The organism is Synechococcus sp. PCC 7335, from assembly GCF_000155595.1.
GTDB lineage: Bacteria > Cyanobacteriota > Cyanobacteriia > Phormidesmidales > Phormidesmidaceae > Phormidesmis.
In genome coordinates this window covers 1,731,013-1,745,058 of the sequence record NZ_DS989904.1, presented here as the reverse complement: position 1 = coordinate 1,745,058, position 14,046 = coordinate 1,731,013, and the positions used below count along the sequence as shown (strand labels likewise).

At 48.2% G+C, this 14,046-nt stretch carries 11 protein-coding genes; 9 read left to right on the top strand and 2 right to left on the bottom strand.

Translation table 11 applies throughout. The features are described 5' to 3' along the window. Positions 1 to 598: 598 nt before the first annotated feature. The 5 genes from rpoD to S7335_RS07660 all read left to right on the top strand — a co-directional run bounded on the left by rpoD (position 599) and on the right by S7335_RS07660 (position 6,539). Complete coding sequence (gene rpoD / locus S7335_RS07680; RefSeq protein WP_006457187.1) at positions 599 to 1,813, top strand: RNA polymerase sigma factor RpoD; 1,215 nt, start codon at positions 599 to 601, stop codon at positions 1,811 to 1,813. A gap of 362 nt (positions 1,814 to 2,175) precedes the next feature. Beyond that, positions 2,176 to 2,799, top strand: a complete 624-nt coding sequence (gene lexA, locus S7335_RS07675) for a transcriptional repressor LexA (protein WP_006454515.1) — start codon at positions 2,176 to 2,178, stop codon at positions 2,797 to 2,799. Positions 2,800 to 2,974: 175 nt separating this feature from the next. Then, complete coding sequence (locus tag S7335_RS07670) at positions 2,975 to 4,702, top strand: DUF3352 domain-containing protein (RefSeq protein WP_038015858.1); 1,728 nt, start codon at positions 2,975 to 2,977, stop codon at positions 4,700 to 4,702. A gap of 114 nt (positions 4,703 to 4,816) precedes the next feature. After that, entirely contained in the window at positions 4,817 to 5,905 is a 1,089-nt protein-coding gene (locus S7335_RS07665) for a hypothetical protein (RefSeq protein ID WP_006454904.1), read from the top strand. A gap of 319 nt (positions 5,906 to 6,224) precedes the next feature. Beyond that, entirely contained in the window at positions 6,225 to 6,539 is a 315-nt protein-coding gene (locus tag S7335_RS07660; RefSeq protein ID WP_006456996.1) for an STAS domain-containing protein, read from the top strand. Positions 6,540 to 6,586: 47 nt separating this feature from the next. On the opposite strand, the gene S7335_RS07655 is transcribed toward S7335_RS07660, so the two are convergent. Both S7335_RS07655 and S7335_RS07650 read right to left on the bottom strand, forming a co-directional pair. Next, entirely contained in the window at positions 6,587 to 7,051 is a 465-nt protein-coding gene (locus tag S7335_RS07655; protein ID WP_006456270.1) for a single-stranded DNA-binding protein, read from the bottom strand. Beyond that, positions 7,048 to 9,576: a mannose-1-phosphate guanyltransferase gene (locus S7335_RS07650; protein WP_006456992.1), complete on the bottom strand. Its 2,529-nt coding sequence runs from the start codon at positions 9,574 to 9,576 to the stop codon at positions 7,048 to 7,050. The genes S7335_RS07655 and S7335_RS07650 overlap by 4 nt, the downstream gene beginning before the upstream one ends. A 418-nt stretch (positions 9,577 to 9,994) precedes the next feature. Here S7335_RS07650 and S7335_RS07645 point away from each other — a divergent pair, with 418 nt between their 5' ends. From S7335_RS07645 to S7335_RS07630, 4 genes are all read left to right on the top strand, one after another. Beyond that, the gene (locus S7335_RS07645) at positions 9,995 to 10,180 is read left to right on the top strand and encodes a hypothetical protein (RefSeq protein WP_006457656.1); all 186 of its coding nucleotides are present in this window, start codon (positions 9,995 to 9,997) and stop codon (positions 10,178 to 10,180) included. A 40-nt stretch (positions 10,181 to 10,220) separates the two neighbouring features. Beyond that, the gene (locus tag S7335_RS07640; protein ID WP_006456419.1) at positions 10,221 to 10,970 is read left to right on the top strand and encodes a class I SAM-dependent methyltransferase; all 750 of its coding nucleotides are present in this window, start codon (positions 10,221 to 10,223) and stop codon (positions 10,968 to 10,970) included. Between the two features lie 156 nt (positions 10,971 to 11,126). Then, positions 11,127 to 11,990, top strand: coding sequence for a precorrin-6A/cobalt-precorrin-6A reductase (locus S7335_RS07635; protein ID WP_006456408.1), 864 nt, complete (start codon positions 11,127 to 11,129; stop codon positions 11,988 to 11,990). 509 nt (positions 11,991 to 12,499) lie between these two features. Then, the gene (locus S7335_RS07630) at positions 12,500 to 14,020 is read left to right on the top strand and encodes a PP2C family protein-serine/threonine phosphatase (RefSeq protein WP_006455657.1); all 1,521 of its coding nucleotides are present in this window, start codon (positions 12,500 to 12,502) and stop codon (positions 14,018 to 14,020) included. The last annotated feature ends 26 nt before the right edge of the window (positions 14,021 to 14,046 follow it).

Sequence of the window (14,046 nt, the reverse complement as noted above, 5' to 3'; positions counted from 1 at the left end):
ACTTTATTTTGATTAGTGGGTAGCCTCCTGTCAGCTCAAAGAAGCTCATCTGTGCTGAGGTTCCCATGAAACTGCTCAAGCGATCTCCACACTATGTACTTAGTTGGTGCTTAGTTGAGTTCGGTAGTCCTCAAAATGCAGCTGTTTATCAATACCGGCCATAGAGGCTTTTGTATTTTCTAGGGAGGCGCACTTTACAGGAAGGCTAAGTACATAGGATAGGTGCTCCTTGCAGGTTCTATTGACACTGGCTAAACGCTAGCTGTTAGTCTTGGACTGCTAAATTTCAAGGACGACAAGCTGAAAGTTAGAAAGTAAGCCTAGTTCAGCTAGGTTACTAGTTACGTCGGTATAGGTATCTGTAAGGAAGCATCAACGAATATATGTTAGAAGGTTGAATCTGCAGATCGAATCTGTCGTAAGACTGGAGCTGAAAACTTCCCTGCATACAAGATATGCACATAGAAGTTTACCGACAATTAATGTTGAGCACCAGGTTGCTTAGGGCCTACGTCTTACCTAAGCATCACACCACAAAATCTAAATTACGCAAATTACTCACACGTTACTCACTAAGAAGGAGCACAAGGAACGCGGCATGACCCAGGCTAATACAACACTTGAAACTTTAGAGTCTACTATTGAGGCCAAAGCGACTAGTCAGTCAGCAGCATCAGTAACTTCAGTAACTATCGACTTGACCGGGAAGAGTGAAGCCACTAGTCAAGCAGCTAAACAAGGGACCGCGAAGACAACGAAAGATGAGACTGGCGTAGCAGAGGAAGGCACTGCTACCAAGGCCAAAGCAACTCGGGGTGCCGCTAAGGGCAAAGCCCGTCGTCGGACCGCTCAAACCAAGAAAAAGCACTATACCGAAGATTCTATTCGCCTATATCTACAGGAGATTGGTCGGATCAGACTCTTGCGCGCTGAAGAAGAGATTGAACTAGCTCGAAAAATCGCTGATTTGTTAGAGCTAGAGCGTATTCGAGATGAGATTGACGACCAGCTAGACGATGAGCCTACTGATGCAGACTGGGCGAATGCTGTAGACATGCCGCTACCGGCATTCCGTCGCCGCTTATATCAAGGGCGTAGAGCGAAAGACAAGATGGTTCAGTCTAACCTGCGCCTAGTGGTATCAATTGCCAAGAAATATATGAATCGAGGTCTATCTTTTCAAGACCTAATTCAAGAGGGCAGCTTGGGCCTCATTCGCGCTGCTGAAAAGTTTGACCACGAGAAAGGCTACAAGTTTTCTACTTACGCGACCTGGTGGATCCGTCAGGCAATTACTCGGGCAATTGCAGATCAATCTCGCACTATTCGGCTTCCAGTTCACCTGTATGAGACCATCTCTCGGATTAAAAAGACTACTAAGTTGCTTTCTCAAGAACTTGGTCGTAAGCCGACTGAAGAAGAAATTGCAACTCGTATGGAAATGACCATCGAGAAGCTACGCTTTATTGCCAAGTCGGCACAACTGCCAATTTCCTTAGAAACGCCCATCGGTAAAGAAGAGGATTCTCGCTTAGGTGACTTCATTGAGTCCGACGGGGAAACCCCTGAAGATGAGGTTTCCAAGAGCTTACTGCGCGAAGATCTAGAAAGCGTGCTAAGTACGTTGAGTCCACGTGAGCGTGATGTGCTGCGTCTGCGTTACGGTCTAGACGATGGCCGGATGAAGACCCTCGAAGAGATTGGTCAAATTTTCAACGTCACTCGTGAGCGAATTCGTCAGATTGAGGCTAAGGCACTGCGTAAGCTCCGTCATCCCAATCGTAACAGCGTTCTCAAAGAGTACATTCGCTAGCACGAGCAGATTGTCTTTGAACCAAAGAGCTTGAGGCTATTGATTCAAGCTTGTAGAAGAAGGGGTAGTGTCGACTTAGGCTGACACTATCCCTTTTCTGATAGTTTTGGCCCCTGCATTGATGACTCAACTAAAAAGTGAAGTTCCAGCGTTAGTGACTACCTTAGTCGTGATGGTCGCTGCAAGGTAGTGGCGCGCGCATTTGGATTGGGTGAGATAGTTTATGGGGCGTCTGGCGCTTCTGTTTGCCTTTTGTTCTGTTTGCCTTTTGTAAGGGGGTATGAAGTTGACTGTGGACAAAAGCGATGTGAGTTGGTACGGTTGTTCTTATTAGTAGATAGCTGGTAGTTCTGCAAATTTTGATGGAACCTCTTACTCACGCGCAACAGGAATTATACGATTGGCTTGTTGTTTATATTCGTGAGAATCGTCATTCTCCTTCGATTCGGCAGATGATGCGCGAAATGAAGCTGAAATCGCCTGCGCCTGTGCAAAGCCGACTCGATCATCTGCGTCGCAAAGGTTATATCGAATGGAAAGAAGGACAGGCGCGAACAATCCGGATTTTGAAAGATAAGCAGGGCGTGCCAATTTTCGGTGCGATCGCAGCAGGCTCTATTGTTGAAACATTCGCTGACACCTTAGACGCGGATGAAACCCTAGAGCGATTCGATCCGACAGCGCTTGACTTCAAAGGAAGTGACTTCGCACTAAGAGTACGAGGTGATTCGATGATAGAAGCTCTGATCGACGATGGCGATATTGTGATCATGCGTAAAGTGCAAGATCCTAAGCGAATTCGTAACGGTACGATTGTGGCTGCGAGAGTAGAATCGGCGATGACGTTGAAATACTATTACCTCGAAGACGGCAAGGTAACGCTTAAACCGGCTAATCCGCGGTTTGCGCCTATGGAGTATCCGGCCGCAGAAGTGAGTATTGACGGCGAGCTGATAGGTGTTTGGCGTAGCCGCGGTTTGAGCTAGCTATCCCTATGGCAATCGTCATAAGTTAGCAATCGCCATAGAGAAAGTTTAGCCTGGCTCTATTGGTGTAGCACCTATGGAGCCTTCTAGACCAAAAATGGTACGTCGCTGCTGAGATGACCTGGTAAACCTAAATACTCTAAACTTATCTAGGTTGTTTACGAGTGTGACAGGCATGGTCGCTGCTTCAAAAGCCTCTGGATCTAGTCGCTCTAAGCGGGGATTTTGGTCAGGATTTTGGTCAGAGCGATTCTATGCAGCGATGCTGGCACTCTCATCCATACTTCTCTTATGCGGTATCGGTGGTTTCCTTTATCTAGAATCGAACAGTCCGCTATCTCTGCTTAGTGGGAGCGATCGCCCAGTTGCTGCTGCCACTTTGTTTGTGCCTAGCCAGTCTGATCTATCAGTTTCGCTACTAGTACAGCCGCAGAAGCTAGTTGCTTTCTTACAATCGTTAGAAAACCCTGAGCAGCGGCAGCAGACTGTACAGGAAATTGATCAGATCAAGCAACAATTTCTAGATAAAACAGGGTTGGACTACGAACAAACTATCCAGCCTTGGATTGGAGACGAAGTAACGTTTGCCCGCGCCGTTGCCGATCTAGATGTAGATCCTTCAAATGGTCAGCAACCAGGCTATTTAGTCGCTGCTGAAATTGCACCAAACCGACAGCAGCAGGCAAAAGAGTTCTTGCAGCTGTTTTGGCAGCAGCAGGCACTATCTGGAAATATCCCCAATAGTGAAAGAATTAGCGGCGTTCGGATTCTCTCATCTCTATCATCACCGTCATCATCGGTAGTCAAAGCGACTGCCTTAGTAGGTGATCGGTTTGTTTTACTAGCGAATGATGTTCGGGTGCTTAGGCGTAGCCTCCAGGTTGCTCAAACTGCCGAAAATCTAGCTCAAAACTCGGCGTATCGCGAAACCATTGCTGCTCTACCTGGATCTCGGATTGGTTTGGCCTATTTCGATCTGAACCTACCTAGTGACGCGCTTAGTGACGCTAGCTCAAACAAGTCATTTGCAGCGGCGTTAGGACTAGCCAGGACCGGTGTGATTGCAGAGGTACGACCCTCAACCCACCTAGCACAACAGTCACTGCCCCCTGGGAGTAGGCCTACAAAGCTAGACCTAGATCGCCCCCTGGATGATCGCTCTGATGATCGTCCTATAGAGACCTTAGCGCTCTTGCCTGCAGATAGTGAGATTGTGCTCGCTGGTCACAATATTGCTCAGCTTAGATCAGATTTAGCAACAGTTGGCCTATCTACTGAGGCGCTGCCTACGCTGTTGCAACCAGCATTACAGGTAGAGACTGACGACACTCTGTGGGGCTGGGCGACAGGGGACTACGCTCTAAGCAAACTGAGTACCGGGCGATCACAGGATTGGGGCTTAGTTGTTGAACGAGATGAGGCAGGAATTGCAGCATTAGATCAGTACGCGATCGCCGCTGGCTATAGTAAAGTGCCTGTCTCTGTAGGAGATACAACAGTAACAGCCTGGACCCGACTGAGCGCTTCTAAAAGCGCTCAGCGCTCAGGTAGTGAACTGAAAACAGAACTCCTCGGTTTGCACCTACAGCAAGAACGCTATGAAATTTTTACAGACTCTTTGAGGGCAATGAACAAAATGCTAGTAGCGTCAGAGCCATTGGTAGAGTCAGCGCGGTTTGAACAAGCGATTGCCCCAATGGCCACGACCGCTAGTAAGGCTGCTAGTGAGGGCTATATCTATCTTGATTGGCCGACCGTCGCGCCTGCGCTCAATCGTAGATTTCCTGCACTTAAGCAGGTGTCGACTATTACCGCTCCCGTGTTTTCCCATATCGATACGGTTGCTGCGACTCGCGAGAAAGAAACTGTTAGCATCTTTGTTCATCTTAGAGAGCCTAGCTGAAGCCACAAAACCAAAGAACCCTTCGGTTCAAAGCTCTTTACTTCAAAACCCCTTACTCAAAGCCTTTACTCAAAAGCGTTACTCAAGTGCGACTTTCCCTATGTAAGCGACAAGATGTTTGATAGTATCTGGCCGATTATCATCCTGTGGGGAAAAGGCAAGACGCCGACAGCTGCTCAATACGAACAGGTAACTAACTGGATGCTGGCTCCTGAGCGCGCCGCTGTATGGCAGTTAGAGGCTTCATCGGTAGGATCGGCATTGAGCAATCGCAGTCATCTACTGCAATCTATCGTTCAAAAGCTACAGCTAGGACAGATCAAACTACCGCTACCGGGCGACTGGGCAGCTTGGATTGAGCCAATGTGGAGGCTTTGGCTGCCTCTAGCGCTAAAGATTAACCAAGCGCAGCAGATCAAAGCCTCGCAAGGAACGCATCTGTTTGTCCAAGGCATGCTAGGAGGGCAAGGAAGCGGCAAAACGACGCTTTCAAAAATTTTACAGCTTTTACTGCGTGAGCTAGGCCAGCAGATAGCCGTGCTATCCCTTGATGATCTATACCTGACCTACGCAGAACGTTGCGAACTTAGGGAAAAAGATCCACGGTTCGTTTGGCGAGGACCGCCAGGTACTCATGACATTGATCTAGGTCTAAGAACCTTTGCTCAAATCATCAAGGCTGTCCCAGACGAGCAAGTGCAGCTACCTCGATTCGATAAGTCCTTGTATGGGGGCCGAGGCGATCGCACTGAGTTAGAGTTGATAAGTAGGCCAACAATTGTCTTGTTTGAGGGGTGGTGTGTGGGTATACCGCCTTTACCCGATGAGGCATTCAGCGAACTTTGTAGACTGCCAGAACCGATAGATACCGAAGCTGACCGCGTATTTGCCTATGATTGCAACCGACAACTGAGCGCGTATCTACCGCTCTGGAATTACTTAAACAGTTTGATAGTGCTATCACTAGAAGACTACCGGCTTTCTCAACGGTGGCGACAGCAAGCTGAACAACAGATGATAGCTGAAGGGAAAAGCGGATTATCTGACGAAGAGATTGCCGCTTTTGTTAGGTACTTTTGGCAGGCGCTGCATCCCCAGCTATTTATTGAACCGATGACGCGCCCTAGTCACAACAATAGGCAGGTTGATTTAGTGATCACTATTGGCCAGCACCATCAGCTGGGTCAGCTTTATGTTCCCTAAAGCCGACGCTCTCAAAGCTGTGCTTCCTACGACCAAACGTCCTAGCGCGTTAGAACATCTTTGAGTCAGACTGTCTGCTGTTATACAAAGGTTCTAGCCAGTGAAGGTATCCTAATTGACTCGACAAACGCGATCAGTCTGCTGTCCTCAAATCAGCACGAAAATCAGTGTAAACTGACCACTATAGCTTTCGTAGAGCTGCTTAGGATATGCTCATCGGCTAAAACCGCTACAGAGCAATTAGCAGCTCTACCCACAAAGTAAGAATGCATCCTTACTTTGCTATATCAGGTAAAGAAACCAGGTGAATTTGGTGAGTATGGATACAACCGTTCAAGTATTGACACCTTCTGGCATCTTAGATGGGACCAAAGCGCAAGAGATACGTTCACAAGTTGATCGCGCCTTGTCTAGTGGCTCCAATGTGCTGTTGATGGATCTAAAAGATACTACCTTCGTCGATAGCTCTGGGCTAGGAACACTGGTTTCTGTACTGAAAACGGTGCGATCGCGCGACTGCGAGATGTATGTATGCTCAATTAATCCACAGGTCAAGATGCTGTTTGAACTCACCAGCATGGACCGTGTATTTGAAATATACGAAAACCGCGAGGCGTTTGAAGCATCGCGATAGCCATCGGCTTTAAGGCCACAGCGCCCTAAGAAAAACCGCTAGGCGCTCTAAAAAGGAATGTCGTCATAATCTGGTGCGGGCTCGGCAGGCTTAGCGACTGTCGAAGCGGCCGGGACGGTCGCCGCAGACGGTGTAGAAGCAGGCTTAGCACCGCTGGCGAATCGACCTTCGGCAATCGGCGTTGGTTCGCCCAGCGCAACTGACTGCAGTTCACTAATTGGGCTAATGCGTTGAGCTGTCATCTCAGCCCGTTTCTCTTTGAAGCCTTCGGGCCGCTCTAGGGTGTTCATGCTCAATCGACCTTCTAGCAAAACGCGATCGCCTGCTTGATATCGCTCCTGAATCTCTTGAGCCAGGTTGCCCCAACCCACCACCTTCATTTGGCCGGGCGCATCGCCCTCTCTTAGCCCTGGAAACTTGACCACAAACTCCGCGATCGGCGTTTGATTATCAGCGGTATAGCGCAGCTGCGGAGCCTGCACAATTTCTGCCATCAAGACGCAGTTATTCATATGACGTTTTCCTTTCTTCCCTGCTCTGATTCAATAAAATCTTGAACCTTCTGCCGATAGGCCTGTAGCTGCTTATCCACCCAATCTCGGTCTTCACTGTTGGCAAAGATGTGGACTAGCGGTTCCCCGGCATCCGGTAAAATCAATACCCAGTTTTGCTTACTACCATCAACGATCTTAACACCGTCTACTAGCTCCAAACTCTCTGCTGGATGGGTCTCTACAAGATAACGCATGAGCCCACCTTTGATGGTCCACGGACAGCGCATCGTCTGCGATCGGTGAAACACTCTTGGTAACTCTTCCCAGATCTGACCAAGCGATCGCTCTTGGATTAATAGCATCTCAATCAGCTTAGCCACACAGAACATCGCGTCGAAACCGGGGTGAAGCTGAGGAAAGATAAAGCCCATGTCTCCACTGCCCCCTAGCACAACATTCTCTTGCGTATGGCAAGCCTCCATCAGCGCAGTAGGGTTGGCTTTTGTGCGAATCACTCTGCCATCGTGACGACGAGCAATCTCTTCGATCGCGCCTGATGCCTGTACAGGAATCACAACGGTTCCCCTTGGATGCGCCGTTAGGATCATGTGAGCCATCAGCGCAGTCAACGCCTCACCGCGAATAGGAGAGCCTACCTCGTCAACCAATACCAGCTGTTCTCCATTTGCCGATATCTGTACGCCAAAGGTCGCTTGCAAAGCCTGAACAACCTGACCAAGCTGACCGAGCATGACATCCCTCTCTGCGATCGAAGGCGCAGTAGGATTAAGACTAGCGTTGAGTACAACCGCATCGCAGTCATATTGCCCTAGCAGCTGAGGTAAAACCGCACCGGAAACAGCATAGGCATAGTCGATCACGATTTTGGATCGGCTATTGCGGATAGACTCAGCTTTTAGGTATTTGCTGAAGGCGGTGGTGTAGATATTTATCACTCGGTTAGGGTATGTGACTGAGCCAATCTCGTGGATTTGCGATCGCCTTAAGTCCTCTTTGAAGTAAGCGCCTTCAATCTTTTTCTCCTTGCTCTTCGGAATATCAATACCCTTCTTATCGAAGAACTCAATCAGCAGCTGGTCAGGGCGTTGGGGGTGTAGTCTAACGTGAATTCCTCCCACCACATCTAGCGTTGGCAGCACGTACCTAGCCACTGGAATAGCTGTTGCCTCTAGATTTTGAATATTGATGCCAACAGACATGAGTCCAGCAATCAACGATCTAGAGGCCATTCTAGAGATGCTGCGCTGATCTCTAGAGACCGTGACATAGGCTCCTGGCTTCAACGTAGAACCGTAGGCCGCACCTAGCTTCACTGCAAACTCAGGCGTGATATCGACATTCGCTAGACCTGCCACCCCACGCTGGCCAAACAAATTTCGCTGAGCCGTGTTACCCCAGATCAAATTAATGTTCAAGGTTGCCCCAGACTCAATAATTTTGCTGGGCCAGACCCGAACGCCTGGACTGATTTGCCCCTCTTCTCCAACGGTTGATAGCGCGCCTACAACAGCGCCTTCTAGGACATGGGCACGCCGATCTACCCGAGTACCCCTGGCAATCACACAAGCTCTAAGGTGCGTGTCTTCGCCCACTACTGCCCCATTCCAGATGATAGGACGCTTTAGGTCCGCATCACTGCCGATAGTGACATTGTCACCAATGACGGTACCTGGCTCTAGCACAGCTCTTGGCCCAATACGGCAGTTATCGCCAATCAAAACAGGTCCGTGAATTTTGGCATCAGGATCGACAAAAGTATTCTTGCCAATACGCACCCCTTCCGAGGTCTCTGGATAGTCGTAGTCAATCAATACTTTGCTATCTAAAGCGTCGTACTGGGCCTCTCTGTAGGCATCTAGATGGCCGACATCACACCAGTAGCCATCAGCAACATAGCCATACATCGGCTCACCTTTCTCTAGCAAAAGTGGAAACAAATCTTTAGAGAAATCCTGTTCGCACTCAGAAGGTAGGTAGTCTAGAACCTCAGGCTCTAGTATGTATGTGCCTGTATTGACGGTATCTGAAAATATTTCGCTAGTAGAAGGCTTCTCTAGAAAACGAACGATCTTATCGTCCTCATCGGTAATGACTACGCCAAATTCGATTGGATTAGGTACGCGAGTCAGCACTAATGTTGCTTTCGAGCCTCTGCTTTTATGAAATTCGATCGCCTTTCTGAGATCAAAATCAGTGATGCTATCACCGCTAATGACCAAGAAAGTTTCGTCTAATAATTCAGATACGTTTTTGACACAGCCTGCAGTACCGAGTGGCTGATCTTCTTCTACGGCGTAGGTCATCTGCACGCCAAAGTCCTTGCCATCTTGAAAATAGTCGCGCATTACATCAGGCAGATAAAACAAGGTAGCAATAATTTCTGTGATGTCGTAGCGCTTTAGGAGATTAACAATATGCTCAGCGATAGGGCGATTAAGCACTGGCACCATAGGCTTGGGTAAGTCGCACGTCAGCGGTCTGAGCCTAGTTCCAGAGCCTCCGGCCATAAGTACTGCACGCATAATTGCTCTCCTAAATGCAAAAAATATTAAAAATTAAACTGTCTCTACTTCGAGCTTTAGCCGTCTCGATGTGAAGCGATTCTGATAATCAGCAGCACTGATACACGGAGCTGGCACGCAGAAGCGAGCTTAAATTCGTCAAAAGGTATACCAAATACATTCTATAGGAGTGCTGACTATAGAAGTGCTAGAAAGCTAGACCACGCAGAATAAACGATACAGCAGCTGTCATTGACTAGGTTAGGTGCCTAGGTACGTGGCTCCTAGAGTCGCTGCTTTATGCTGCACCTTGGTCGTGCCTGCTTCTGCACGATCGGCCTTACAATCAACCTCATTTCATCGGCGCTATGATACTTGTGAGATAGCCTAAGTGAGATAGCCTAAGACAGCCAATTTATTCAGCATTAGGGAGGGTTCTATGGGCGAGCTACTAACGATTATTGTACTAGGTGTTTATCTAGTCGGCGGCTGGCGCTTTTGGAGTGGATTTAACCGCACCAATTTTACGGACAAGAAAGTCTTCTTGACCTTAATGTGGCCTATTCTTTTGATCTCCAATCAGTCGTATCGAAAGAATTTCTCTAAGGCGCTTAAGGGTTCTTAACTTTGAAAATGATGGGTAATTCCTATGGTTAGATCTAGGCATGGCTAAATCTAAGAAGAATGCAGCGCAATCTACGGCGTTCGGCACGGCACTAGGTGATGTACTCAAGTCCAAAAGCAGCGCTTGGCCACCCATCATCAACGCAGTGGCTAAGCGATTCGATGCGGAGTACGAAGGCAAGTCCTTTGACCTACCTGAAGAGGTAGAAGCAATGCCGGTCTTTCGCGATTGGGCAGCTGGCTCGCTAAATTCTCGGGTGGCTTCCCCGTTTTGGCAGATTGCAAAGCCTAAGAAGAATCAGCACTGTTTGGATCTAGGCTGTGGGTTTAGTTTTTTGATCTACGAGTGGAAAGCTTGGCAGGCGAGATTTTATGGCCAAGATGTTAGCGAATTTGCAGTTAAGACGCTGCACCAGCGCGGGCCTCAACTAGATTCTAAGCTATTTCAGGGGGTAAAACAGGGCGCCGCTCATCAGCTCGACTATCCTCCAGAGAGCTTTGATATGGTGATTGCAACCGGCTTTAGCTGTTATTACCCAATGGACTATTGGCAAACAGTGATAGAGGTCGTGAAGCCACTGTTAAAGCCGGGTGGTTTTTTTGTATTCGATGTGGTCGATGCTGAGCAGCCGCTCGCTGAGAACTGGGCGATCTTAGAGACTTATTTGGGCGCTGAAGTGTTCTTAGAAGAAATGAGTGACTGGCGATCGCTCATTAAGCAAGTCGGCGCTAAGATCGTCAAGCAGCAATACGGCGAGCTGTTTCATCTATATAAAGTGCGCTGGCCATAGATATTCTGTGATAGATACTTTGTAGAGGGAAGATCTTCGTAGATATTCCGTGTAGGTAGATATTCCGTAGATAGCGCGCGCTGGCCGTTGATGACCATAGATCAGCTACGGATAATTAGCTGTCAGTCTCTAGCTAGAGGCTAGTGCAAAAAGACTATGCCTGCTCATGTCTGGTTGGTAGGTGGGACGAGTGAAAGTGCGGCTCTTGCTAGCGCATTGTCTGAGTTGGATGTGCCCTACGTAGTGACAGTGACGACAGAGGCTGCTAAGCAACTGTATCTAGACACAGCCAAGGTATGGGTTGGCCAGCTATCTGCTCATTCAATCGATGCGTTTATTGAGCGCTGGCAGGTGAGATGTATTTTAGATGCATCCCATCCGTTTGCGCTTGAAATCTCTCGCCTAGCGATCAAAGCAACTAACCAGGCGACCGACTCATCAGTAGCGATTTCCTATTTGCGCTACGAACGCCCCGAGGTTGATCGGCAATCTTCTACTGATCAAGGCCTTTTTGATAGGGGAAATTCTAATCAGAAAAATATAGAGACGAATAGAGCCGACAGCCCAATCACCTCCGTCAGCTCACTCAGCGAGCTATTGGACAGCGGCGTTTTACAGCATCAGCGAGTGCTTTTTACGTTGGGCTACCGGCAGCTAACTCAGTTGACATCTCGCCTTGCTCACCTACGTCAAACTTCGCAGCTATTTGTGCGGGTGTTGCCTTCTATCAAAGCACTCTCAGCGGTACTAGCAGCAGGATTCTCTTCTCAAGAGATTATGGCCATCAAGCCGCCAGTTTCGCCAGCACTAGAACGGGCATTGTGGCAGCAATGGCAAATCTCTGTCATCGTTGCTAAGGCCTCTGGTATAGCAGGAGGCGAAGCAGTGAAGCGAGCGATCGCACTCGAACTAGGCAAACGTCTAATCTTGATCGAACGGCCTTCGATCATCTACCCAAAACAAACAAACTTAATCTCTGAAGCCATCGAGTTCTGCTCCAAAACACTCAGGTTGTACTAACCTAACGGTTAAGTAGAGGTACTTGTTTAAGTTAAGGCTCTAAAGCTGGCTATGCTGGCTAGATAGAGAAAAAGACTATATAGAGCAAAAGATAAGCCGACAGGCTGACCCGATAGATACTGCCCCTCGTTACTCTGGTTTCTATATTTCTCGATCCTTAGTCAAGCGTATCAACTTATCAGCTAGCTTAGATCTGACTCAAAATCCAAGCTAGCTAAAGCGATTAGTTTATATATGAAACGTAGCGATTTCTCACAGACTTCTCATGAGGCTTAGTCATGATTTAGCGACAATCTATTCGCATAAAAAGGTATCGACAATTTACTCAGCACTCCTCTACCCTCTACATGAAATAGCCTTACCGGTAGCGTTCTTTCACCTCTACTTACTGACGTTCACCTAGAAGAAATCAATATTCTTGTTTAAGTATTGACTATTGCTTGATAAGTGCTATCGTGATGGCTACTTTTGGCATTCCTCTCTATTCTCAAAATATTTATCTTTAGATTATGCAGCCGAGGCCGACTCCCCCCTTTAACTCATCGACAGCAGGCGATCGCCGAGCTGTTGTGGGCTCGGCAGTGCCTAGAGCTGTGTCTGCAGCCAGGGAGATGACAAGTGTACCTAACGGAACTTCTGTCTATGCGTTGAAAGAGTTAGTTGCTAGGTTGCAGCGAGAGCAGAACAAAATTCAAGACCTGTTAGGGTCGCTGGGATTCGCCTTACGCAGCCTCAATAACCTTAATAAGTTTCTAGAGCTGATTCCAATGATTGCTAGCCGTGTTACTGATGCTACCGGTGGCGCTCTGGTAATGTGTCAGCCTGACGGCCGTTTAAGGTTAGAGCAATTACACTGCTCATCTGGGAGCGACGACTGCAACAGTGTCCGTCTGGCTTTGGAAATGGCTACTAGACAGATAGTTGCCTCTCCAGCTCTGAATGCTGCCGACAGTGGTTCGAGTTCGCTGACAAGTGCAACAATGCTTTCTCTAGACCGCTATGCTTGTCGCTATCTGGGCGCAGACTTCCAAATATTTGGCACCGCTATTATTGTTCAAAATATCGAATGCGGTAGGCTGTATGTCTTTAGTCAAGAAGGCGACTATACCTGGAGTGATACCCGGGAGAACCTGGTTCGCCTAGTCGCTGATCAAACTGGTGTGGCTATCGAAAACAACCAGCTAACTAAAGAACTCAGACAAAAAGAACGGCTTGATAGGGAACTAGAGCTAGGAGCAGAGATTCAAGCCCAGCTCTTGCCCCGACAGTGCCCAAAAATCAAAGGAGTCGACCTCGCTGCTAGATGTCAAACCGCGAACAAAGTAGGCGGCGACTATTACGACTTTATTCCGACAACCTACGATCAACTCCGAGAACCCAATGCGCCCTCCTCCCAAGAAAAACCTTGGAACTTTGCGATTGGTGATGTCATGGGCAAAGGCGTTCCAGCAGGGCTGATGATGACTATGCTACGCGGTATGCTCCGTGCGGAAGTGCTCAATGAGCATTCTCCTGCCCATCTTCTGAAAAATTTGAACTGGGTGATGCGTACCGATTTGGAAAGCTCTAACCGGTTCGTCACTCTCTTTTGTGCTCAGTATGACCCGCTAACACAAGTACTGTGCTATGGCAATGCAGCGCATAATCCTCCTTTGCTCTGGCGGGCGGCGACTGGTCATGTTTTCCGCTTAGATGCAGACGGTATGCTGCTAGGGTTGGATATGGAGACACACTATCAAGAGAATCGAGTACAGCTTCAGCCAGGAGATACGGTGATCTACTACACCGATGGCTTTACCGAAGCCGCTAATTGCGATGGCCGCCGGTTCGATGAAGACAATCTAATTGAATCGTTCGGCTGGGCGTGCCGCAACTTCATGAGTTCTGATGAGATCTTGCAGTACCTGTTCAATATGCTACGTCGCTTTGTGGGAAATGATCGGGAAGCGACGGATGACACCACCCTTGTTGTGATGAGAATCACTCAGCCTGCAGAGTTTAGACAGCTATCTACAACTCCTCTAAGTTAAAGCTACAAAGTTTTCTACTACAAAGT

Bases quoted from the DNA above. Each gene is read 5' to 3' on its own strand.
- rpoD (WP_006457187.1), top strand. From the start codon at position 599: ATGACCCAGGCTAATACAACACTTGAAACTTTAGAGTCTACTATTGAG.
- lexA (WP_006454515.1), top strand. From the start codon at position 2,176: ATGGAACCTCTTACTCACGCGCAACAGGAATTATACGATTGGCTTGTT.
- S7335_RS07670 (WP_038015858.1), top strand. From the start codon at position 2,975: ATGGTCGCTGCTTCAAAAGCCTCTGGATCTAGTCGCTCTAAGCGGGGA.
- S7335_RS07665 (WP_006454904.1), top strand. From the start codon at position 4,817: ATGTTTGATAGTATCTGGCCGATTATCATCCTGTGGGGAAAAGGCAAG.
- S7335_RS07660 (WP_006456996.1), top strand. From the start codon at position 6,225: ATGGATACAACCGTTCAAGTATTGACACCTTCTGGCATCTTAGATGGG.
- S7335_RS07655 (WP_006456270.1), bottom strand. From the start codon at position 7,051: ATGAATAACTGCGTCTTGATGGCAGAAATTGTGCAGGCTCCGCAGCTG.
- S7335_RS07650 (WP_006456992.1), bottom strand. From the start codon at position 9,576: ATGCGTGCAGTACTTATGGCCGGAGGCTCTGGAACTAGGCTCAGACCG.
- S7335_RS07645 (WP_006457656.1), top strand. From the start codon at position 9,995: ATGGGCGAGCTACTAACGATTATTGTACTAGGTGTTTATCTAGTCGGC.
- S7335_RS07640 (WP_006456419.1), top strand. From the start codon at position 10,221: ATGGCTAAATCTAAGAAGAATGCAGCGCAATCTACGGCGTTCGGCACG.
- S7335_RS07635 (WP_006456408.1), top strand. From the start codon at position 11,127: ATGCCTGCTCATGTCTGGTTGGTAGGTGGGACGAGTGAAAGTGCGGCT.
- S7335_RS07630 (WP_006455657.1), top strand. From the start codon at position 12,500: ATGCAGCCGAGGCCGACTCCCCCCTTTAACTCATCGACAGCAGGCGAT.